The following is a 21,044-nucleotide window of genomic DNA, read 5'->3' on the forward strand; positions in this document are numbered from 1 at the left end:
GAGGAATATTGGAAACTCAGATGAATGATCGTTCCGATGACTTTGTTGCGGCAAAGCCAGCATCCGACTTTTCCATGCTTGAATCACTTACGACGCGAGATCGGGCGCTGATCACGGAGGGTTTGTCACTTCTATTGCTCGAGCGGTCTCGGGCACTTCGCCTTGCATCAGAAGTGGCAGCCGCCCGACGACGGCCGCCGCCTACGGTGGAAGAGTTTGGACTAGCGAGGATCTTGCGACTGCAGCGGGCAATGACCCGCGAGCTATAGCAATGCGGTCAATGTCGAGCGCACGCCCGTGGGATCAATAGGAAACAGCGATGTACGCGTTCTCCTAACTTTATCCTCAAGCTCGAAACGTCCTAGTTGGGTTCCGCATCGAGGACAGAGGCGAAGTGACCGCGACCTGATACCCAGTTGCTGCATAACTAACGGTGAAACCGATAATGGCGGAGTTCTATGGAACTGGTCCGGGCGATATTGAATTGAATGAGATCGTTTCGACCTTGCTCCCCTGTCGGCAACAATTCGTCATAGCCGGCGGCGGGCGCAGCGAGCAGGAATCGTCGTTTCAATACGGCCGCACTCACTTGGGGGTTCAGCTCTAAAGCCAGAGAATTTCAACTCAACAGGACACGAAGCGATATCGTGGCGGCAATTAGCTGATCAAGCTCAGCATCAGTGACCGTTTTGAAGTGACGCCAGGTCAACATGATGGGATTTTATTACTCAATGGGTTACTGTGACCACAGTACACAAATGGCCACGCATATGGGCCAGGCAATGGCCGACATCATGTCCGGGAACGACTCGGCGAATCCTTGGCACTCCTTTGATTGACCAGCGATTCCGGGCAATCCTGGAAGGGCCTGGTTCTTACCGCACGTGAGAACGTATTTCAAGTTCAAGGTAAATTCTATTGATTCGACGAAGGGGATTTTCGCCACTGGCCCTTTTCGTTTACGCCGCGACGTGTTGCCGTCGACGGTTGATATTCAGATCTGTCTGGTCCTGACAGGCCGCCGTGCGAGAAGCGACGATGCGATTCAGTGATGGATGAGCTTTTCCATTGAGGGTCTGGACGCGGACACCTTGTAGCGGAAATCCGAAGGGTCGATGTGCGAAGACATCGTCGATGCGCCGGTGAGAAATCCCTTTCGGGCGCATGATCGCGAACCTCTATCATCATCATTCGTCGCCTGCCTGCCCGGCGCGTGGCACGCCCTGAATGCTCGGAAAAACCAGGCTGTTGCACCGGACGCCATCGCCCTCAGTGAAGACGAACCAATGGAAAACGATCGATCAGGTCCGCACAAACTCACCGCATGAAGTTGCCACTCATCAGACTCGCCTAAGAGCGCTCCTCGTCATATTTTCCGAGGCAGTTAGGCATTGCACAACGGCTGACGCAGGGGATTTCATGAACTTTGTCAACCACGCGCTAGGGTCCTGCGCAAGTAACCGCGATTTGCACACGCTCGATTGACCAGCGCAACGAATCGAGCTCGCCCCTATTGTTATATTTTTACGGATAGTGAATTCGTAAATTAGGTATTTACCCTAGTCTCCCATGCCCCTAAACTCTAACCAAGCTCCCCGCAGCAAGCTGCGGGGTATGAAGTGCGCTTTCCCAAGCAGCCGGTTTCCAACCGGCGTGCGCCGCAAGCGGCGGGGAATGCGACCCGAAGAGATTCAACAGCGTGTACCCGCGTTTTTTGCGGCCTCGAACAAAATAATCCCTGAGGTAATGATAATGAAGTCACTGGTTCAAGCCGTTGTTGTTGCGGCCGCTCTTGCTGCTCCGGTTGCCGTCTTCGCTCAGTCCAACGGACCGTTAACACGGGCCCAAGTACGCGAAGAATTGGTTCAACTCGAGAAGGTCGGCTACATGCCTTTCAGGTCGAACCCGGACGAATACCCGGAGAACATCCAAGCTGCTGAAGCTCGCGTTGCCGTCCAGAACACTGCGGTAGGCGGCGTAGACGGTGGTTCGTCGCAGCACGGTAATGCCGGAGTTGCCCAGTAAGGCAGCAGACTGTTTCTCCGCCGGAGCGAGTGACTATACTGCGCCCGGCCGCTTTTCATCCGGGGCCGCGATCACAATTTTGCAGCGCCCGCTGGAGCGGTTGACTGCAACTGTCTGGATGTCGAATTGCCAATCACTTGGGCGGCTCGGTGGGAATTTCAATCTTCCGTTGCGGCTCAGCTTTTCCATACACGACAAAGTTCACGGCCACGGGGAACGAGAGCTCCTGATTAATTTCATACTGGGCCATGCCACGCCAGCCAGCCTTGCCCAGGTAGCGCGACTCGCGTGTCAGGTTGCGCAGCGCGGTGGCAATCTTCGTGCCGTCCTGGTCGGTTCCGGCGGCCGAGATTGCGTTGAGCAGCAGTTCAGCGGAAATCTGCTGGTTGACCCAGAGCACACTGTCTGGCGCTGGACGCTTCATCAGGCGTTCGAAGTCGGCGTTCATCTTCTTAATGCCGGGGTCTTCGGTCGGGATATGGTCGAACCAGTAGAATGCCTTCCGCTTCTGTGCGCCGCCCGACATCCTTGATGATCTACCCCCACCGACTCGTAGCCGCCCGAACGCACCCTCGTAGCTGCCTTCGCGACGTTCGAACGCACGATGTTAGTCGGCAAGTCGTAAAGTCCGGTCTTGTTCGGCGCCTCAATCTGATGCTTGTGGCCTCTATGTGAAAATTGTCTGTTGGGATCCCGTCTCATCTGGTCTGAGGTTGTCAGTCGCTGGGGCGTAAGCTTCAGCGAGCCAAACCAGTCGACCTTCTAAGACGTCACATACTTTACGTCGAAGTATCCAGCAGATTGACTGTCTCCAATACGCACAGCCGAACCCTTTCTGCCTAGCGAAAGTTCATGCAGATAAAGTCAGACGAGAGCTTCGTCCCCTTTCTGGATTCCGATTGTGGCGTAAGAACTGGTGCCGCTCAGAACTTGCGTCATCGAGCACCGGTTCGCGCCCGACCATTCAATGAGTTCAATTAAGTCGGCGCACGAAAGGTTGTTGTGCTCTGACGTGACGCCGTCCACGCCTTGCGCAGCCTTAGTAGCCAGATCCATCTGGCTTTGCGATTCTACGGACCCACTTAACGTCAACGAAAGATTATATTGCCCGGCCAGCGTGTACATCGTCGCATTGCCGTTACCGTTTTTCGTATTGGCGTGATACACCGCAGCGTTCAGGCCGAAAGCCGTTGAAACTTGCCACGCAGCACCAAGCCATACGTGGTTGACAACTGTTGGCAACGAGACACCTGCCGGCTGCCGTGCCGAAGTAGCCGGCAACAGACGCATCGGGTGCGCTCCGATGTTGAGCACCCAGGTAAATCTTGACGGGGCCGAGTGTGACGTTTCCACCGCCCAGGACGGAACGCGATGCCACGACACGTTACTGAACTGGCCGTTCGGATCGAGGATTTCGTCGTAAGATGGCCAGGACCCCGAAGTTCGACGCGTTGTACTCTGCCTTGACACCGGCAGATCGCCCTTGCGCACCACCCAGTTGGCCCGGACCGCTACCGAAACCTCCGTTACCATTCCACGGGTGAGCCCAGGCTGAATCCTCTTGCTTGCCCTTGTCATACGCGACGCCGATGGTCGGAACGTGGGAAGTTCCGATGCCGCCGATGATTCTTGCCAAGTGTTGCCTCACCGGTGAGGGCTGCCGATGGCTCAGGCCTCGTCGCTGCGCAGGCGTCAATTGGTTCGTACGGGTCCGGGGGCGCCAATCAGCAATCGCAGGAATACGCGGCGATCGGCATCCGCGCTGTCCGCCACCGCGTCGTGAGTAATCGCTTCCCAGGTAGAAATCACGCGCTGATGCTGGTCATCGCACTATTGGTCGCCGCATTTGTCTGCGCGGTGGTTGTTATACGATCGAACGCGTGGCTTACCGGCCGTTGCGCAAAGCGCCGCGTCTGGCGCTGCTGGAAATCATGATCATTGTGACCGGGGTGATCGTGATGGGCGGCTTGCTGCTGCTCGTACACAAGACCAGCCTCGGCCGCGCGATGCGCGCCATCGCCGGAAATCCGGGAGTCACGAGTCTGATGGGGGCGAACCCGATTTCGTGATCTCCGCGACTTCATGATCGGCTCGGCGCTTGCCGCTCTCGCCGGCGTGATGATCGCCACTGAACACGGCAACGCGCCCTTCTACATGGGCTTCATCCCAGGTTGAAGGCGTTCACGGCGGCAGTGCTGGGAGGCAGCGGCTATCTGTGCGCCGGGATGGGACAAGGCGGTCAGCGGCGGCTTCATGTCGACAACTTGCGGGCGATCAGTTCCTTCATGATCTCGGTGGTCCCGCCATAGATGCGCTGCACGCGCGCGTCGGCATACAGCCTGGCGATCGGGTACTCGGCCATGTAGCCGTAGCCGCCGAACAATTGCAGGCATTCATCCGTCACCCGGCCCTGCTGCTCGGTGGTCCACCACTTGGCCATGTAGGCCGCGGCATCGTCGAGGGTGCCGTCGAGCAGGCGCTGGATGCAGTCGTTGACAAAGCTGCGTACCACATGAGCCAGCGTTGCGCACTCGGCGAGCTTGAAGCGCGTGTTCTGGAAATCGTATAAGGCTTTGCCGAACGCCTTGCGCTGCTGGGTGTATTCCAATGTCAACTGCACCGCGAGTTCGATCACAGCGGCAGCGGGCACGGCGAGCAGCATCCGCTCGTACGGGAGCTGGCTCATCAACTGGACGAAGCCGTTGCCTTCGTCCCCGCCCAGCAAATGATCAACCGGGACGCGCACGCCGTCAAATGACAACTCCGCAGTATCGGAGGCATGTTGACCCAATTTCTCCAGCCGCCGCCCTACCTGGAAACCGGCCAGACTCTCGGTTTCCAGCACGACCATCGACAACCCTCGGCTACGGGCTTCGCCGGTGCGGACGACCACCACCAGCAGATTCGCCGTAAATCCGTTCGTGATGAAAGTCTTGGCTCCGTCGATCACATACTCGTCGCCCTCGCGCCGCGCACGGGTGCGCAGCGCCTGGAGGTCGGAGCCGCAACCGGGCTCGGTCATCGCGATGCCGGCCAGCATTTCGCCGCTGGCAAGCTTGGGCAGCCAGCGCTGCTTCTGCGCTTCGGTGCCGTAGTCGAGAATGTAGTGCGCCGCAATCGTGTGCACCGCTGTGTTGGCCGGCAGCTCCGCCTTAGCCATCTCGTCCTGGAGCACGCATTGGTACGCCAGGTTGGCTCCCGCACCGCCATAGGCTTCACCTATTTCGGGCAGCAAAAAGCCCATCTGCCCGAACGGCCTCCAGATCTCGCGCGGGATATAGCCCTGGCGACGCCAGCCGTCCAGATGCGGTGACAATTCCCCGGCGATATAGCGGCGCACCTGCTCGCGGAACGCTTCGATGTCAGAGTCCATCCATTGATGGCGGTACAGTTGGGGCATCATGGCTCAGATCCCCGTCAGGCCGCCGCTGCACAACAGCGTCTGGCCACTCACATAATCCGACTCCGGGATGCAGAACAGGTATACCGCGCCGGCAGCCTCGTCGGTCGTGCCGGCACGACCCAGCGGGATGCCTTTTTCCATTGCGGCCAGCAGGTCCGGATTCACGCCGACCTTGATCTCACGTCCCTCGATATTCGCGGTGCCGCCTTCTCCCGCCGGGGTATCCGTCAGGCGAGTCTTGATCAGCCCATAGGCCACACAATTGACGGTCACGTTTATGCGGCCCCATTCCTTGGCCAGGGTCTGCGTCATGCCCATGATGCCGGCCTTGGCTGCGGAATAATTGATCTGACCGGCGTTGCCGAACAGTCCAGCCATTGACGAGATGTTTACCACCTTGCGCATGGCGCGTTGGCCAGACTCTGCTCCGGTCTTGGCAAGTCCGCGCATCACCGGTTGCGCTGCGCGCAGGATGCGAAACGGCGCCGTCATGTGACAATCGAGCATCGCATACCACTGCTCATCGGTCATTTTCTGGATCACGTTGTCCCAGGTGTAGCCGGCGTTGTTGACGATGATGTCCAGACCCTGGTACTCATTGACGGCCGCGCCAATGAAACGCTCGGCAAAATCCGGGGCGGTAACGCTACCGACGCAAGCTATCGCTTCGCCGCCGGCATCGCGGATGGCTTGCACCACCTGCTGTGCCGGCTCGGCATCGAGATCGTTGACGACGATGCGCGCGCCTTCGCCCGCCAGTTTGAGGGCAATCGAGCGACCAATGCCGCGGCCCGAGCCAGTGATGAGGGCGACCTTGCCATCGAGTTTCCGAGCCATGTGGGTGTTCTCCTTGAACAGGTTCAGGGCAGCGCGACCCAGCGCTTCGCCCGCAATCTTTAGTTAGCCAAACTGATTGATGCTTTGCACGGTTACGGAGACTTACTCGGTCGGCTGCGTTGACAATCGCAGAACGTCGCGTACCGACTTCACACCTTCGACAGCTTGTGCAGTCTTGATGGCTAGCGGAGTCTGCTCTTCACTCGGCACCGTTCCTGAAAGCGTAATATCCCCGTCTACCGCCTTGACAAATATCCGCGTGGCATCAATCCCCTTGGTTCGAACCAAGGCTTTCAAAACTTTCCTGGCGAGCGCCCGGTTGGCTGCTTTTGCGGCCTTCGCCCGCGAAGACATCGCGGCCGCGCTAGTACTCGCAACCTTTTCGTCGACGGCATTTCCCCCTTGGGCACAACTCCACGACGCGGCCAGCATCCCGACCACGGCAAAAGCGGCGCAATTTAACTTGATCACTTTCATGACTTCTCCCCGTTACTCATATCGAGCCGTTTGTATTCCATGGATAAGGTGTGTCGCGCTTGCGTCCCGACAGGTCTATATCTTTAAGTTAAAAATGGGTTACCAGACCCACGGAAGCAGCCAGCGTAGCTTGAGATCCCGGATTGAGATTGAAGGCCGCCACGTTTTCCGGGTCCGCTTTATATGCACCGGAGAAGCTGTTGCGATCAACCTCTACGTAGACTTCCGTACGCTTTGAGATGAAGTAATCTCCGATCAAATAGGCTGTCGTCTTGTGACCGCCTGCTCCGTTGATATTGCCCAGATTACGCGCGATGTCGTAATAAAATGCCGCGGTCAACGATAACGATGGAGTAATCTGATATACCACGCCACCCTGAGGAATGCTGTCGCGTCGCTCAGCAGGTAACTTCTTCGATCCACTAATCAACAACTCCAGATAATTCAAATATAGGCGGGCCTGACCGAGTTGCAGGGTTGCGCCTGCTTGAAAGTTCTGCGCCATCTGGGTCGCATCTGCGTTATACGTTCGTTGATACCCGATGCCTCCAAGCAACGGGCCTCGCTGCGCGGACAGTTGTATCGCATAGTTGGAACCCGCCCGCTGATTGCCTGCCACGCCTCCGGGTGAATAGCTCGCGTCCAGCTTGGCACCATTGAACGCATAAATGTACTTGATGACATTGTTGAATCGCGTATCTCCCGTGAAGACATTGCCGACAGTGAGCGCTTCCGGTGTGGTGGATGCGTCCGCACCGGCGACACCATCCGGGTCAAGAGAAATGGAGAGATCTTCGAGTGCTGTGAATTGCCGTCCCAACGTGAGGCGACCATACTTGCTGTCGAGTCCCGCGTAGGCCGCGCGGTAGAAAAGCAGATTACCTGTCATTGCTCCATTGGAGACGTTAAATCCATTCTCGAGACGGAAAATCGCCGTCACTCCCCCACCAAGATCCTCGGCGCCCACAATCCCGAACCGATCGGGTGTTCGCGTCGCTGTGGACTTGACAGTCGACCCTCCCTTCGTATTGTTGACCCATTTAATCCCGTCACCGACGACACCATACAAAGTGACACTCGACTGTGCGCTTGCCACCATCGGAATCCCGGCGAAGGCCATAATCCAAAGCAGTTTTTTCATTCGGTCTCCATATTTATGTAGTAGTTCTTAACATAAGACATGCAATGAATTGTTCTCGCTCGTCGTCATATGCCTGCGCCAATCAGCCGGCGTTATGCAAATCTCTGCTTCACAACGCTTACAGCCCTTTACGACGAACGACGGATCCGGTCACTTACATCTGGCACTCCAATCGACACCACCCTACGCATGAAACGCCGGTGGTTTGCGATGCCTGATTGCGACGGGGGTGAGGATGATCGCCATGAACACGAAGGCAGCAGGGACATAAATCATGGCTCGAGGTTCAAAATGCGTCAGTCGTGCGCGGCCAACGAGGTGAAGTCGTCCTGGAAGCTGCCCGTGAAGGCGCGCACGGCACCCACGATGACGGTGGATTCGAACATGAGGTTTCCTTTCTTGCATGGGAAGTATGAAAACGATGGGGCCTCAGGCGCACGCTGACCTTTAGCGCGGCGCCAGGCGCACCGCGCCGTCCAGGCGGATCACCTCACCGTTGAGCATGTCGTTTTCGACGATGTGTTTGACCAGCTTGGCATAGTCCTGCGGCGTACCGAGGCGACTGGGGAAGGGGATGCCAGCGGCCAGCGAGTCCTGCACCGCCTGCGGCATACCGAACACCATGGGCGTGCCGAAGATGCCGGGGGCAATGGTCATGTTGCGAATGCCATTCTTGGCCAGATCGCGGGCGATCGGCAGTGTCATGCCGACTACGCCACCCTTGCTGGCCGCGTAGGCGGCCTGTCCGATTTGGCCGTCGTAGGCGGCCACGCTGGCGGTGGAGATCAGCACGCCGCGCTCGCCGGTGGGCTCGGGCTCATTCTTACTCATTGCGTCGGCGGCCAGGCGGATCATGTTGAAGGTCCCGACCAGGTTCACCGTAACGGTCTTGGCAAACAGAGACAGCGTGTGCGGGCCGCTCTTACCGACCGTCTTCTCGGCCTGAGCAATGCCGGCGCAATTGATCAGGCCCATTATCTTGCCTAGCGACAGTGCTACAGCCACCACGGCCCGGCCATCCGCCTCACTGCTCACGTCGCATTTTACGAAGGCACCACCAATCTCCTTGGCCACGGCTTCGCCCTTGTCCACCTGCATGTCGGCAATGACCACTTTACCGCCTCCGGCGGCTAGCATGCGCGCCGCGCCTTCGCCCAAGCCCGAGGCGCCACCGGTCACGACGAATACCTTCCCTTCGATGTTCATCTTCAGTCCTCGTTCAGAAAAAACTTACGCGCGCTCGTACAGCGTGACCACACATGCGCCGCCCAGGCCCAGGTTGTGCTGCAGCGCGAGACGCGCCCCTTCGACCTGCCGCTTGTCGGCCGTGCCGCGCAACTGGTGCGTCAGTTCGTAACACTGCGCCAGGCCGGTCGCACCCAGCGGATGGCCCTTGGACAGCAAGCCACCCGAAGGGTTGGTCACGACTTGGCCGCCGTAGGTGTTGTCGCCGTCCACAACAAATTTCTCGGCACCTCCCACAGGGCAGAAGCCCAGCGCCTCGTAACTGATCAACTCGTTATGCGCGAAGCAGTCGTGCATCTCGACCACGTCGATGTCTTGCGGACCGATGCCAGCGGCCTCGTACACTTGCTGCGCGGCGGCACGCGCCATGCTGAATCCGACCACCTCACGCATATCGCGAGCCTCGAAGGTGATAGGCCTGTCGGTGGTCATAGCCTGGGCACGGATGCGCACGTCACGGTTCAGCCCATGCCGCCGGACGAAGGCTTCAGAGCAGACGATGGCGGCTGCGGCACCGCAGGTGGGAGGGCATGCCATTAGGCGCGTCATCACACTGGGCCATATCATTGGTGCCTGCATCACCTCTTCTTCGGTGACTACGGTACGGAACAGCGCCAGCGGATTGTGGACGGCATGGCGGCTGGCCTTGGCGCGGATCTTCGCGAAGGTTTCAACGCGGGTGCCGAACTCCTTCATGTGCGCTAGGCCCGCACCGCCGAAGTAGCGCAGCGCCAAGGGCAAATCAACGTCGACCAACGCGTTAGTCGCTTCGTCAAAACGGTCGAAGGGAGTGGGCCGGTCCTGAAACACCGCGCCGAGAGCGCCAGGGCTCATGTGCTCGAAGCCCAGCGCCAGCACGCAGTCGACGGCGCCGCTGGCGACCGCCTGGCGAGCTAGGAACAGCGCGGTCGAGCCCGTGGAGCAATTGTTGTTCACGTTGACAACAGGGATGCCGGTCATGCCGACCTCGTATAGCGCGCACTGACCCGCCGTGGAGTCGCCATAAACGTAGCCCACGTAGGCCTGCTGCACCAGCTCATAACCGATGCCTGCATCGGACAATGCATGGCGTGTCGCTTGGGCGGCCATCTGTGGATAGGGTGCATGAGCACCGGGTTTGGTGAAAGGGATCATGCCGACCCCGCTAACGAAGACATCACAGCTCATGGAAACCCCATCGATAAAAAGAATAGTAGGACCTCGGTCGACACCGAGACTGCAAGCGAATAGTGCGGTGCCTACCCCTCACCCCGCAGACCGGTTGTTCTGTCGAGGGCGACGCGCGTTCCCTCCTTCTTAAGCGCAGCCCGCTGGATCTTGCCAGTGGCGGTCTTGGGCAATTGGTCCATACGGCGAAGGAATCGAGGCTTGGCGAACCGCGGCAGCAGGGCATCGGCCTGCTCGCCGATTGCCTCCAACGTCATCTCGTACCCAGGGGCCAAAACCAGCGCCAGCATGACCTCGTCTTCGCCCCCAGGAAGATCCGACGGCACGGCGTATGCGGCGACTTCTGCCACGCTGGGGAGGCTGCCGACTGCCAGTTCGACCTCGGCGGCGGAGATGTTCTCGCCTCGCCGCCGGATGCAGTCCTTGATCCGGTCGACGAAGGTCACTAGTCCATCCGCGGTCATCGTGCCGGCATCGCCAGTGTGGAACCATAGGTTGCGCCAGGCCTCGGCCGCTTTCTCAGGCATCCCGTGGTAGCCAGCCATAAACCCGAACGGCACCTTGGGGCGAACCAGGATCTCACCCAGCTCGCCGGGAGGCACCGGCGCATCAGTTTGTGAGTCGGCAATGACGACCTCGAAATGCTGCTCGTGCGCCCAGCCAGCCGCGTTTGGCACCGACACACCCAGCCGTCCCCAGATGGGGATATTGATTTCCGTCATGCCGAACCCCGACACCACGTCGCGCACGCCAAAACGCTCGCGGAAGACCGCTTCATGCACAGCCAGATTGGGGGCAGTCAACGCAGCGCGCAGGCGGTGATTGCGATCACCCTCGGTGGGCGGCTGCGCGATGATAAACGCGGCCGTGGATCCCAACAGGTTGGTCACTGTGGCGCCGTACTGCTGCAGATCCGAAAGCCATGCCGAAGCGCTAAACCGCTGCCGTAACACAGCCGGAATGCCCCCCAGCAAGGTCGCACCCAATTGCATCAGCAGCCCGTTGGCATGGAACAGCGGTAGCGAGATGTAGTACTTATCATCCGGTTGCATTTGCAGGCATTCGATGGCCCCTACGCCGTACAGCGCGCAATGCGCATGCGGCATCAGTACGCCCTTGGACGGCCCAGTGGTACCCGAGGTGTACATCACGCAGGCCATGTCATAGGCCTGCGGCATCGGCCCTTCCCACGGTGCGGCCGAACGCCAGACATTCCAGTCAAGCAATGGCAGCCGGGCCTGGATGTTGCCAAGTCGCCCCACTACGATTAGTTGGCGTAGTTGCGTCAACCCCGGTACGACTTCGGCAAGTGCGGGTTGCAGGCTGACGTCGACCACTGCGAGCCGAGCCCCCGAGTTATTCAATTGATGCTCCAGAAATGCGCCCCGCAGTTCGGTGTTAAGCAGTACAGCCACAGCGCCCAGGCGCCCCAGTCCGAGCCAGACCCGCACGAAGTCCAACCCATTGTGCATCCACACCGCGACGCAATCGCCCTTCCTCACACCCAGGCCCGCGAAGTACCCGGCCATCCTGCGCACATCGTCGGCCATCGCGCCGAAACTGGCCTCATCGCCATCAGTAGTGCCGACCCAAAGGGCGTGGGGCTTCTTCTGCGCCATCTCCTCCAACACCGCTGGCAATACCCAGCGGGATGAATCATGCAGACCCGTGAACATAGCTTGACTCCTTTACCTGGCAGCAACACGCCCGATCAAGGGACGCTCCCGTTGCCCATTTCTCTATTGAATGAATAACTTCCCGCGCTGGCTCCATACGCGCAAAATCGGTTTTCATCAAAAGCCCAGCTGATGCCGCATCAGCGCCAGCCATGGCACATGTGCTACCACTGTGGCGGGCTCCCGCTCGAGTTCCGATCCAATCAGGCCGTTCCAGCGGTTAAACCAGCCAAACAATGCAATTGCGCTCACGATTTCCAGCAGTTCGTCCTCGCTGAAATAATGGGCGGCCTCATCGAACGCGGCCTGTGCCGACCCTACCGGCAGGGTGGCGCCCGCAGCAGCCAACCCCAGCGCCGCCAATTCGGCCGACGTAAACAGCCCACTGTCCGCGGCGTGATCGAGCGCCGCCAGCCTTTCCCAGGAAATGCCCTGCTGGTGAGCCGCATGCACCATGTGGGCGGTGCTGTAAAAACACTGCGCGACCCGGCAGGCATCGCAGGCCACAAGAAAGCGCAGCTTTGGATCAAGCAGCCCTGGGTCGCGCAAAGCGACGTTCACCATCTGGAGTACAGCCGGCAGGAGGCCCGGCTTGCGTGCCATGGTGAACAGTGCATTGGGCCGGTAGCCCACGAATGACATCAATTCGTTTAACTGATCATTTGCCTCACCCTCGGCACGCTTGAGGGGCACGATTCTGGCTGCCATATCGCTCCTTTGTGTCAACATTGGGTTGCGCGGGACTCAGGCATACAGCCAAGAGAGCACTTCTTCCCACTCGTCCGCGATACCCCGCCGGCCCTGCCACGCGATGCGGCCAACATCAATCAGCGCGAAGCGCTGAATCAGACAGCCCCGACGCGCGCACTCGATGACATCCACTGTGGTTTGCTCACACAAGCGAATTCCCTCGCTCGTCCCCACCTGGCTTTTTGACGCACGCCCTCATAACTTGTACTCATTTGGTGATTGTACAAGCTTATTGCACTATAATCTTATGGTGATTACCCTGTGACTTCGATATGGTTACAATTCCGCTGTTTGTTGTTGGTAAGCTGATGGAATGTCCCAATCACGCGTGTCACGTAAAATCAAGCGCTCCCAGCCAAATCTGCACGCAGAGGATCAGACCTTGAATCATGCTTTCGCCCGCGAGGCGAGCATCGATGTTTCTGAGGCGACACCGCCTTGGAGGCTCGGCCTGCTTTTGCACTTTTTCGCCCATATGGGCTTGGCAGCTGATGCTGACGCCCCGCTGACGGAACGCGGCTTTGGCCGCGTTCACCATCGCATTCTCTATCTCGCCCATTTCGCGCCCGGCATCAGCGTAGGGGAACTATTGACCGTGCTGCGCATGACGCACCAGAACGCGCAGCGCGCTCTGAGACAGCTGGATCAAGAGGGCTTAATTGAATTCAAGCTTTCCAAGGAGGATCGTCGCCTGAAGTTGCTTCACAGCACCCCGAAGGGCGATCAGCTCCTGGACGTGATAACGACGCATCAACGCGAACGGATCACCAAGGCGTATGAGCAGTGCTCGCCACGCGATGTCGAAGGCTTCTTCGCCGTGCTTGGCAAGATGATTGACAGCAATGATCAGCAATGGATCGACCGGCTTGCGGCGGCCCGGCAACCGGGTCAATAGCATCCGTTCCGACCTCCATTTGCCGCAAGCGAACTAAACATGGCGACCGGAGTTAAGCTCGGTCCAACAAACGGTGGCATGAAGCCGAATGAGGCTACACAAATAGACTGACGAACTTCAAGGTCGCGCGCATCAGCAAGCTGTTGTCTGATTTCACCGATCAATGCACGCCTGGCGGCTGCCAGCGCCAGGTCATAGATCGACGTATGGGATCGTGCGAGGCGCAGACGGCGGCACACGATCTCGCGATGTGCACGCCCGACGTAGACCATCTTGATGATGTCGCAATGCGGGATCGCCAGGCGCCGCCAGGCCTTCGTAATCAACTCGTATTCGTGCAGATCCTGCGTGCTCAACCCGTCCGGGCCTGCGCGTGAGATGCTTCCCCATCGCAGCAGCCGGCTCTCGATCAAATGCGTATGGTCATGGTCGCGGATGGCCTCCCTAATCTCGCGCATAAGCTTGCCCTCATCACACTCGTGCAGGCCAGCGCCTCTTCCACAACTTCGTACCGGGCACGAATCACTGCACCGGCGGCGACTACGCGCTGGACAGCTTCGATTCCCTTGATGCGCTCGTCGCGTGGGTCGAACAGGGGAAAGCGCCTGATTCGATCACGGCGCGTGCGGGCCAGCAATCCGGCGCGAAGCTGCAGCCCGGCATGTCTCGCCCTTTGTGCCCCTATCCACAATCTGCACACGACCTTGGATCAGGCAATCCCGACGACGAGGTCAATTTCGTATGCAAAAGCTTATGAGCTGAGACCAACGAAACACAGATAGCGCTCCAATGCCTCGATATCACCGGAAGCGACGATCGCACCGACATAGCCATCCGGACGCACCAGCGCCCAATCGCCGGACACCATCGCGTAGGCTTCGCGCAGGTGCCCGCCATTGTCGAGAAGATCGCCGTGCGCACCGAAGGTATGGATGTGCAGCCCCGGCCGCGGTGGCACGAGATGGCGCTGGACGTCGTAGCCCAGCAGCGTCCAGTGCGTGCCCTTGAACAGTTCGAACAGACGCCTCGGCTGACCGGCGGCGCCCATCACCGGCGCGTCCGGCGCCCGGTCGCCTGCCAGCAGGACGTTGGCGCGTTCGGGTTTCTCCAGCGCAAGCGGCGATTCAGGGTAGCCGATGTCGAGTTGATGAACCTCGCGCCCGCGCCGCATGTCGCCCCGCTTTGCAGCGTCGAGCAGCATCGTGGCAAGACCGAGCATTTCCGCCGCAACCGGCCGCCGTTCCTCCTCGTAGCTGTCGAGCAATGTCCCGGATGCGCCGTGCGCAGTTGCCGCCAATTTCCAGCCGAGATTGTAGGCGTCCTGAATACTGGTATTGAGGCCTTGGCCGCCGGTGGGAGGATGAATATGCGCAGCGTCGCCAACCAGCAGCACGCGACCGACGCGGTAGCGATCCGCCAACCGCGCGTTCATGCTGAACGCCGACGCCCACGTGACCGAGTGGATGTGAATGTTGCCGCGGCCGGTACGCGCGGCCACCATGGCGGTAAGTCCCTCGGCGGTGAGGTCAATGTCGCCTTCCAGTGGAATCGGCGCTTGTAACTGGAACAGATCCGTTCCGGCGAGCGGGCACAGGGACATCTGCGCGTCCATCGCGCCTTCATTGAAACGATGCCAGGCGTCGCGCGCCAGCCCTGTCAGGACAACATCGGCCACCACGGCGCGCACGCCCAGCGTCTTGCCCGGAAAGCCGATGTCCAGCGCATGGCGCACGAAGCTGCGGCCGCCATCGGCGCCGACCAGATAACGCACACGAACTATCTCCTCGCCCGCCGGGCCGGCCAGCCGCGCCGTGACACCGCCCTCATCCTGCTCGAAGCCGGCCAGTTCGCACCCGAACACTGGCCGATGCCCGAGTTCGGCCAGCCGCTCGCGCATCACGCCCTCGGTCAGGAACTGCGGCACCAGCAGCGGGAGGTGATAAGGCTCTGCCGGCGTAGGCGCTTCATTCGCCATGACAAGCGACTCGGCGAAGCTGCCGTCGGCGCGGTATTCCCGCTGGGGTGGATACAGGCCGCCGGCCGCGACGACCCGGTCAATGATGCCCAGATCCTCGAAGACTTCCTGCGTTCGCGGCTGGATGCCCTTGCCGCGCGAGCCACGGAAAGGGCCCTCCATCTTCTCGATAAGGCGAAAGGACACCCCTCGCCGCGCCGGCTCCGCAGATGAGTACGTCGCAGGAAAAGTTCTGTGTCATTGTGGGCTCCAATATGTGTAATATGCACGCAATCGGAGTGAATACTATGTCATCAAAGAAAAATGTGCAAGATACACATATATCGGCGCGACTGCGGGCGTTGCACGGTGCGCTGATCAGCATTGTCAGCGTCATGAACCGCCCGCAGCGCGACGAGGCGATGGTGCGGGAAGCCGGCATATCGCTCGACCGCGCGTTGTTTCCGCTGCTGGTGGGCATCGAGCGGCTCGGGCCGATCGGGGTGGTCGATCTTGCCGACCGGGTTGGACGCGACTACACGACCGTCAGCCGGCAGGTTGCGAAACTGGAGAGGATAGGCCTGGTCCAGCGTCAGGAAGGCGCCGAGGACCGCCGCGTGCGGGAAGCGGTCGTGACGCCGAAGGGCAGGACCATGACCGATGCCGTGGACGCCGCACGGGAACGGCTCGGGCGGGCGATATTCGCGAGGTGGGAAGAGCGGGATTTCGAGGAGTTGGTGCGGCTCTTGCAGAAGTTTGCGGCAGACATCGAAGGTGACGCTCCCGGCGAGCGATAAGCGGTAAGCGGTAAGCGCCTATTGGCGAGTCCAGCGGTTCTGTTGCAATCAGAGTCAGCCCGCGTTGGCGCGCAATCAGGATTTGGCTGAATAGAAAAATTTTTGTTGTTTGAAGATATTCAAAGCAGCTTTTTTTATTGTCCGCCCTTTCCCATAATGAAGCTGAACGTTGTCCTGCAAAGCAGGTGCGCCGCGCCACTCCGCGCGCTTGCCATGCCTTTTTCACTCATTACTACGCCGGGTTTCTCCATGTCCACGCCCAAGTCCAAGCCAGAAGATTCACTCCCCGCGCCGGTCACCGGGATCCGCAAAGGTCTCACCAATTACGGCGACAGCGGTTTCTCCCTGTTCTTGCGCAAAGCCTTCATCAAAGGGGCGGGCTACACCGATGAAGCACTGGATCGCCCGGTCATCGGCATCTCCAACACCGGCAGCGCCTACAACCCGTGCCACGGCAACGCGCCGCAACTAATTGAGGCGGTCAAGCGCGGCGTAATGCTGGCCGGCGGCTTGCCGATGGATTTCCCGACCATCTCCATCCACGAGAGTTTTTCGCAGCCGACCAGCATGTACCTGCGCAACCTGATGTCGATGGATACCGAGGAGATGATCCGCGCCCAGCCAATGGACGCGGTCGTGCTGATCGGCGGCTGCGACAAGACCGTGCCGGCGCAATTGATGGGCGCTGCATCGGCGAATATTCCCGCCATCCAGTTGATCACGGGCTCCATGCTGACCGGCTCGCACCGCGGCGAACGCGTCGGTGCGTGCACCGACTGCCGCCGCTATTGGGGGAAATTCCGTGCCGACGAAATCGACAGCACGGAGATTGCCGCCGTGAACAACCAACTGGTGGCCAGCGTCGGCACGTGCTCGGTGATGGGCACCGCCAGCACCATGGCGTGCGTGGCCGAAGCACTGGGGATGACAGTGCCGGGCGGCGCATCGCCGCCTGCCGTGACGGCCGATCGTATCCGGATTGCCGAGCAGACCGGCGCACAGGCCGTGCAGATGGCGCGCAGCGGCCTGACCATCGACAAGATACTGACCGCGGATGCATTCGAGAACGCCATCCGCGTGTTACTGGCGATCGGCGGCTCGACCAACGGCATCGTGCACCTGACCGCCATTGCGGGACGGATGGGACTGGATGTGGACCTGAAGGCGCTGGACCGCATGGGTCGCGATACACCCGTGCTGCTGGACCTGAAACCATCCGGCCAGCATTACATGGAAGACTTCCACCACGCCGGCGGCATGGCGACGTTGCTGCGCGAACTCAAGCCCCTGCTCAAGCTCGACGCGATGACCGTCACCGGCCGCACCTTGGGCGAGGAGATCGAACTGGCTGGTCCCGGCTTCAAGCAGGACGTGGTGCGCACGATCGCCGACCCGATCTATCCGCAAGGCGGCATTGCTGTCCTGCAGGGCAACCTCGCCCCTGGCGGCGCGATCATCAAGCAATCCGCCGCCGATGCCAGACTCATGGAGCACGAGGGCCGCGCCGTGGTATTCGAGAACGGCAAGGACCTGGCCGAGCGCATCGACTCGGACGACCTCGACGTGACAGCCGACGATATTCTGGTGCTGAAGAACATCGGCCCGAAAGGGGCGCCGGGGATGCCTGAGGCCGGTTATATTCCGATCCCGAAAAAGCTGGCGCGCGCCGGCGTCAAAGACATTGTGCGTATTTCCGATGGCCGCATGAGCGGCACCGCCTTTGGCACCATCGTGTTGCACGTGACGCCTGAAGCGGCCATTGGCGGCCCGCTGGCCTATGTTCAAAACGGCGATCGTATCCGGCTAAGCGTGGCCGCCCGTGAAATCAGCCTGCTCGTATCGGACGCGGAACTGGCACGCCGCGCGGCGGCCGCTCCCGTGGAGGCACCGACAGCGGAACGCGGGTATCTGAAACTGTTCCTCGATACGGTGCTGCAGGCCGACCAGGGCGTCGATTTCAATTTCTTGCGCGCCGCCAACATTCACGATACGACACCGAAGGGTTAGCCGCGCCGTGCTTTACCACGTGACACGGGCCGGGCGGCTCCGAAAATCGCCTGCGCTTCCTTAAAAAAATCGCGAGCCAGGGACGCGTGCGGCCCGTTGCTGGCCCAGATCAGCCCACTGCGCCGCACGGGAGCGCGGCCCGGCAACGGCAGCCGCGTCAGCGACATGCCGCTCGACCAGAGCGACACCCAGTCCGGCAAGAGCGATGCGCCAATGCCCTGGTCGACCAGCGCGGCGATCGCCAGCAAGCCATCAATTTCAAGCCGCTGGTGGGGATGAATCTGATGATCGCGCAGGTAGCGGTCGGCCAACTGACCGCCTAACACCGAGCGCTCGTAGCGAATGAACGGCTCGTTGCGCAGCACCTCGTGCGCGTCGCGGCCGGCCATCGAGGCGGGCGCCACGACCACCAGCGGTTCATCCAGAAAGGGGCGCCACTCGCAGGTCTTGCGAATGGCAAACTGCGGCTCGACCACCACCGCCGCGTCAAGCTCGCCGCTGCCTACCTTGCGGCAAAGCTCGACGGATGCGCCCGGGGTAATGAACAAAGCCAACTCCGGATAGCGCGCATAGAGTTTTTTGAGCACGGGCGGCAGGACGTTGGTGAGCGCGGAAACGAACGCGCCGAGCCGCAGCTCACCCACCCTCGCACCGTCGCTCGCGATCACACGCAAGTTGCGCTCGTCGCGCAACAGCGCGCGTGCCGGTTCAAGAAGCTTGAGGCCGGCTTCTGTCGCCTTGACTACCCGGCCGGCACGCTTGAGAAGCTGCATATCGAGGTCCATTTCCAGCGCCCGCACGCGGGCCGCCAGCGCGGCCGCCGTCACGTCAAGGCGGCGCGCCGCTTCCGCCATCGAGCCGCAATCGACGGCAGCCACGAAGCTTTCCAGATAGTCGGTATTCATCGTTTTAGCTTAACTGATGAAGATCTCTCAAACAGAAAATATTTTATGGTCTGAACCCACCGGAAGGTGCTTCTTCTCATGCTCTGAAAAAGTGACACTGCAGCCACGGATACCGCCGCGACTGCAATCAATAAACCGGAGACAACACTTGAATACCCACCCCCACAACGCGGCGGCCGGCGCGAGCATTGCCGAGTCCGCCGACGCGGTCTACAGGCGCATCGCATGGCGCTTCCTGCCTCTCCTGTTCGCGTGTTACGTGGTGGCCTATCTGGACCGCGTCAATGTCGGCTTCGCGAAGCTGCAGATGCTGAACGATCTGCAGCTCAGCGAGGCGGTATACGGTCTCGGCGCGGGCATGTTTTTCATCGGCTACTTTTTCTTTGAAGTGCCCAGCAACCTGCTGCTGCACAAGCTTGGCGCGCGGCGCTGGATCGCCCGCATCATGATCACCTGGGCGGTCCTTTCGATGTGCACCGCGTGGGTGAGTACGCCGCTGCAGTTCTACATCCTGCGCTTCTTCCTTGGCCTGGCCGAAGCCGGCTTCTATCCGGGCATGCTGCTCTACCTGACCTACTGGTTCCCCTCGCACCGGCGCGGCCGGATGGTGGCGTTGCTGACCGCGGGCAACCCTGTGTCAGGCATCGTGGGAGGCCCCCTGTCGGGCTACATCATGACCGCGACGGCGGGCTTCGCCGGCATGCATGGCTGGCAGTGGCTGTTCATCCTGGAAGCCTTGCCGGGCATTGTGCTCGGCGTAATGGTCTACCGCCGGCTTGACGACAAGGTCGCGCACGCCACCTGGCTCAGCGTGGAGGACCGCGCACGGGTCCAGTTAGACCTCGACATGGAAGGCAAAACCAGGACGCATGGTTCAGTGAGTCAGGTGTTCCGCTCCGGCCGCGTCTGGCTGCTCGCGCTGATCCTGTTCGGCATCATCATGGGCTCGTATGCACTGAGCTTCTGGCAACCGACCATCATCAAGGGCACTGGCATCAAGAGTCCGGCGCTGATCGGCTTGATGACGATGATCCCCTACACGGCTGCGCTGGTTGGCATGCTGCTGATTGGCCGCAGCGCGGACAAGCGGCGCGAACGACGTTGGCACGTGATCGTGCCCACCCTGTTCGCTGCGTGCGGCTTCGTGTTGTGCGCCAACGTGGGCGGCAGCTCGGTGCTGTCAATGCTGGGGCTGACGATGGTGGCGGTAGGCATTATCAGCGCCTTACCTATGTTTTGGGCTTTGCCGACGTCGTTTCTGGGTGGGGTGGGCGCCGCCGCCGGAATCGCGCTGATCAATTCGACCGCGAACCTGGCCGGGTTCGTCAGTCCGACCGTTATTGGCTGGTTGAAAGGCCAGACCGGCACGCTGTCGTCCGGGCTTTACCTGGTCGCCGGTACGCTGACCCTGTCCGCCTTTTTGGTCTGGGCGTTCATTCCGGCGCGGGTGGTGAACCGCTGAGGTCGCTTGCGTCTCAATCACATTCCGCGAACGGCCGAAGACTTCCCAGGATTGCCTATCAAGCAAGCTATTGAAGTCAGGTCTGGGTACACAGGTTTGAGGGACAAGCGTTATAGATATTGACTTCATAATCTCTGGCGATGGCTGCGATGCGCGGAATGGATGTAATGCAAGAAACCCTCATTTTCTACGGTCAAGCTGGCGGCTTCGTCCGGCGGATCACTCGCTGAGACCGTTTCGACGGCTGGTCAACGAAGCGTTGAAACGGCTCAACGAGCAGCTTGACAAGATGTTCTGTTTGAC

Annotated in this window: 19 protein-coding genes and 4 pseudogenes; 9 read left to right on the forward strand and 14 right to left on the reverse strand. The window is 60.3% G+C overall.

Features of this window, described 5'->3' with window-relative positions:
- Positions 1-703 precede the first annotated feature (703 nt).
- The 3 genes and pseudogenes from ACSQ36_RS43520 to ACSQ36_RS43530 form a co-directional block, all read left to right on the forward strand.
- Positions 704-908 (forward strand): annotated as a pseudogene (locus ACSQ36_RS43520) (FAD-dependent oxidoreductase); the annotation flags it as partial.
- Positions 909-1,115: 207 nt separating this feature from the next.
- On the forward strand, positions 1,116-1,328 hold the full coding sequence (locus ACSQ36_RS43525; protein ID WP_436187031.1) for a hypothetical protein: 213 nt from the start codon (positions 1,116-1,118) through the stop codon (positions 1,326-1,328).
- Positions 1,329-1,752: 424 nt separating this feature from the next.
- Positions 1,753-2,025, forward strand: a complete 273-nt coding sequence (locus tag ACSQ36_RS43530; RefSeq protein ID WP_436187032.1) for a DUF4148 domain-containing protein — start codon at positions 1,753-1,755, stop codon at positions 2,023-2,025.
- Positions 2,026-2,158: 133 nt separating this feature from the next.
- Here ACSQ36_RS43530 and ACSQ36_RS43535 read toward each other — a convergent pair whose 3' ends face one another.
- The 3 genes and pseudogenes from ACSQ36_RS43535 to ACSQ36_RS43545 all read right to left on the reverse strand — a co-directional run.
- On the reverse strand, positions 2,159-2,551 hold the full coding sequence (locus ACSQ36_RS43535; protein WP_436187033.1) for a hypothetical protein: 393 nt from the start codon (positions 2,549-2,551) through the stop codon (positions 2,159-2,161).
- A 338-nt stretch (positions 2,552-2,889) separates the two neighbouring features.
- Positions 2,890-3,315 (reverse strand): BON domain-containing protein, encoded by a 426-nt coding sequence (locus tag ACSQ36_RS43540; RefSeq protein WP_436187034.1) that lies wholly within the window; start codon positions 3,313-3,315, stop codon positions 2,890-2,892.
- A gap of 238 nt (positions 3,316-3,553) precedes the next feature.
- A pseudogene (locus ACSQ36_RS43545) lies at positions 3,554-3,661 on the reverse strand (protocatechuate 3,4-dioxygenase); the annotation flags it as partial.
- Between the two features lie 140 nt (positions 3,662-3,801).
- Here ACSQ36_RS43545 and ACSQ36_RS43550 point away from each other — a divergent pair.
- Positions 3,802-4,262, forward strand: a pseudogene (locus ACSQ36_RS43550) (ABC transporter permease subunit); the annotation flags it as partial.
- Between the two features lie 14 nt (positions 4,263-4,276).
- Here ACSQ36_RS43550 and ACSQ36_RS43555 read toward each other — a convergent pair.
- From ACSQ36_RS43555 to ACSQ36_RS43590, 8 genes are all read right to left on the reverse strand, one after another.
- A complete protein-coding gene (locus tag ACSQ36_RS43555; protein WP_436187035.1) occupies positions 4,277-5,428 on the reverse strand; it encodes an acyl-CoA dehydrogenase family protein in 1,152 nt (383 codons plus the stop codon).
- A gap of 3 nt (positions 5,429-5,431) precedes the next feature.
- Positions 5,432-6,265 carry an SDR family NAD(P)-dependent oxidoreductase gene (locus tag ACSQ36_RS43560; protein WP_436187036.1) on the reverse strand — a complete coding sequence of 278 codons (834 nt, stop codon included), beginning with the start codon at positions 6,263-6,265 and terminating at the stop codon, positions 5,432-5,434.
- A gap of 102 nt (positions 6,266-6,367) precedes the next feature.
- Complete coding sequence (locus tag ACSQ36_RS43565) at positions 6,368-6,742, reverse strand: BON domain-containing protein (protein ID WP_436187037.1); 375 nt, start codon at positions 6,740-6,742, stop codon at positions 6,368-6,370.
- An 88-nt stretch (positions 6,743-6,830) separates the two neighbouring features.
- Positions 6,831-7,883, reverse strand: coding sequence for a porin (locus ACSQ36_RS43570; RefSeq protein ID WP_436187038.1), 1,053 nt, complete (start codon positions 7,881-7,883; stop codon positions 6,831-6,833).
- Between the two features lie 447 nt (positions 7,884-8,330).
- On the reverse strand, positions 8,331-9,089 hold the full coding sequence (locus ACSQ36_RS43575) for a 3-hydroxyacyl-CoA dehydrogenase (protein ID WP_436187039.1): 759 nt from the start codon (positions 9,087-9,089) through the stop codon (positions 8,331-8,333).
- Between the two features lie 24 nt (positions 9,090-9,113).
- Positions 9,114-10,295, reverse strand: coding sequence for a lipid-transfer protein (locus ACSQ36_RS43580; RefSeq protein ID WP_436187040.1), 1,182 nt, complete (start codon positions 10,293-10,295; stop codon positions 9,114-9,116).
- 71 nt (positions 10,296-10,366) lie between these two features.
- Entirely contained in the window at positions 10,367-11,971 is a 1,605-nt protein-coding gene (locus ACSQ36_RS43585; RefSeq protein ID WP_436187041.1) for an AMP-binding protein, read from the reverse strand.
- A 117-nt stretch (positions 11,972-12,088) separates the two neighbouring features.
- A complete protein-coding gene (locus tag ACSQ36_RS43590) occupies positions 12,089-12,679 on the reverse strand; it encodes a carboxymuconolactone decarboxylase family protein (RefSeq protein WP_436187042.1) in 591 nt (196 codons plus the stop codon).
- A 424-nt stretch (positions 12,680-13,103) separates the two neighbouring features.
- Here ACSQ36_RS43590 and ACSQ36_RS43595 point away from each other — a divergent pair, with 424 nt between their 5' ends.
- On the forward strand, positions 13,104-13,616 hold the full coding sequence (locus ACSQ36_RS43595; RefSeq protein ID WP_436187043.1) for a MarR family winged helix-turn-helix transcriptional regulator: 513 nt from the start codon (positions 13,104-13,106) through the stop codon (positions 13,614-13,616).
- Here the strand turns inward: ACSQ36_RS43595 and ACSQ36_RS43600 are convergent.
- Positions 13,610-13,972: a hypothetical protein gene (locus ACSQ36_RS43600; protein WP_436187044.1), complete on the reverse strand. Its 363-nt coding sequence runs from the start codon at positions 13,970-13,972 to the stop codon at positions 13,610-13,612. The two genes, ACSQ36_RS43595 and ACSQ36_RS43600, sit on opposite strands and share 7 nt — an antisense overlap.
- Positions 13,973-14,118: 146 nt before the next feature.
- On the opposite strand from ACSQ36_RS43600, the pseudogene ACSQ36_RS43605 reads away from it, so the two are divergent.
- Positions 14,119-14,373, forward strand: a pseudogene (locus tag ACSQ36_RS43605) (tannase/feruloyl esterase family alpha/beta hydrolase); the annotation flags it as partial.
- Here the strand turns inward: ACSQ36_RS43605 and ACSQ36_RS43610 are convergent.
- Positions 14,368-15,777 (reverse strand): FAD-dependent oxidoreductase, encoded by a 1,410-nt coding sequence (locus ACSQ36_RS43610; RefSeq protein WP_436187045.1) that lies wholly within the window; start codon positions 15,775-15,777, stop codon positions 14,368-14,370. The pseudogene ACSQ36_RS43605 and the gene ACSQ36_RS43610 overlap by 6 nt on opposite strands.
- Positions 15,778-15,878: 101 nt before the next feature.
- Between ACSQ36_RS43610 and ACSQ36_RS43615 the strand changes: the two genes are divergently transcribed.
- Both ACSQ36_RS43615 and ACSQ36_RS43620 read left to right on the forward strand, forming a co-directional pair.
- The gene (locus ACSQ36_RS43615; RefSeq protein WP_436187046.1) at positions 15,879-16,367 is read left to right on the forward strand and encodes a MarR family winged helix-turn-helix transcriptional regulator; all 489 of its coding nucleotides are present in this window, start codon (positions 15,879-15,881) and stop codon (positions 16,365-16,367) included.
- A 249-nt stretch (positions 16,368-16,616) separates the two neighbouring features.
- Positions 16,617-18,374, forward strand: coding sequence for an IlvD/Edd family dehydratase (locus ACSQ36_RS43620; protein WP_436187047.1), 1,758 nt, complete (start codon positions 16,617-16,619; stop codon positions 18,372-18,374).
- Here the strand turns inward: ACSQ36_RS43620 and ACSQ36_RS43625 are convergent.
- Complete coding sequence (locus ACSQ36_RS43625; RefSeq protein WP_436187048.1) at positions 18,371-19,279, reverse strand: LysR substrate-binding domain-containing protein; 909 nt, start codon at positions 19,277-19,279, stop codon at positions 18,371-18,373. The two genes, ACSQ36_RS43620 and ACSQ36_RS43625, sit on opposite strands and share 4 nt — an antisense overlap.
- A 148-nt stretch (positions 19,280-19,427) precedes the next feature.
- Between ACSQ36_RS43625 and ACSQ36_RS43630 the strand changes: the two genes are divergently transcribed.
- The gene (locus tag ACSQ36_RS43630; RefSeq protein WP_436187049.1) at positions 19,428-20,741 is read left to right on the forward strand and encodes an MFS transporter; all 1,314 of its coding nucleotides are present in this window, start codon (positions 19,428-19,430) and stop codon (positions 20,739-20,741) included.
- Positions 20,742-21,044 lie beyond the last annotated feature (303 nt).

This window comes from Caballeronia sp. LjRoot34 (genome assembly GCF_964253815.1).
Classification (GTDB): domain Bacteria; phylum Pseudomonadota; class Gammaproteobacteria; order Burkholderiales; family Burkholderiaceae; genus Caballeronia.

Bases quoted from the DNA above. Each gene is read 5' to 3' on its own strand.
- ACSQ36_RS43625 (WP_436187048.1), bottom strand. From the start codon at position 19,279: ATGAATACCGACTATCTGGAAAGCTTCGTGGCTGCCGTCGATTGCGGC.
- ACSQ36_RS43590 (WP_436187042.1), bottom strand. From the start codon at position 12,679: ATGGCAGCCAGAATCGTGCCCCTCAAGCGTGCCGAGGGTGAGGCAAAT.
- ACSQ36_RS43620 (WP_436187047.1), top strand. From the start codon at position 16,617: ATGTCCACGCCCAAGTCCAAGCCAGAAGATTCACTCCCCGCGCCGGTC.
- ACSQ36_RS43540 (WP_436187034.1), bottom strand. From the start codon at position 3,315: ATGCGTCTGTTGCCGGCTACTTCGGCACGGCAGCCGGCAGGTGTCTCG.
- ACSQ36_RS43530 (WP_436187032.1), top strand. From the start codon at position 1,753: ATGAAGTCACTGGTTCAAGCCGTTGTTGTTGCGGCCGCTCTTGCTGCT.
- ACSQ36_RS43560 (WP_436187036.1), bottom strand. From the start codon at position 6,265: ATGGCTCGGAAACTCGATGGCAAGGTCGCCCTCATCACTGGCTCGGGC.
- ACSQ36_RS43585 (WP_436187041.1), bottom strand. From the start codon at position 11,971: ATGTTCACGGGTCTGCATGATTCATCCCGCTGGGTATTGCCAGCGGTG.
- ACSQ36_RS43535 (WP_436187033.1), bottom strand. From the start codon at position 2,551: ATGTCGGGCGGCGCACAGAAGCGGAAGGCATTCTACTGGTTCGACCAT.
- ACSQ36_RS43580 (WP_436187040.1), bottom strand. From the start codon at position 10,295: ATGAGCTGTGATGTCTTCGTTAGCGGGGTCGGCATGATCCCTTTCACC.
- ACSQ36_RS43615 (WP_436187046.1), top strand. From the start codon at position 15,879: ATGTCATCAAAGAAAAATGTGCAAGATACACATATATCGGCGCGACTG.
- ACSQ36_RS43525 (WP_436187031.1), top strand. From the start codon at position 1,116: ATGTGCGAAGACATCGTCGATGCGCCGGTGAGAAATCCCTTTCGGGCG.
- ACSQ36_RS43555 (WP_436187035.1), bottom strand. From the start codon at position 5,428: ATGATGCCCCAACTGTACCGCCATCAATGGATGGACTCTGACATCGAA.
- ACSQ36_RS43570 (WP_436187038.1), bottom strand. From the start codon at position 7,883: ATGAAAAAACTGCTTTGGATTATGGCCTTCGCCGGGATTCCGATGGTG.
- ACSQ36_RS43575 (WP_436187039.1), bottom strand. From the start codon at position 9,089: ATGAACATCGAAGGGAAGGTATTCGTCGTGACCGGTGGCGCCTCGGGC.
- ACSQ36_RS43565 (WP_436187037.1), bottom strand. From the start codon at position 6,742: ATGAAAGTGATCAAGTTAAATTGCGCCGCTTTTGCCGTGGTCGGGATG.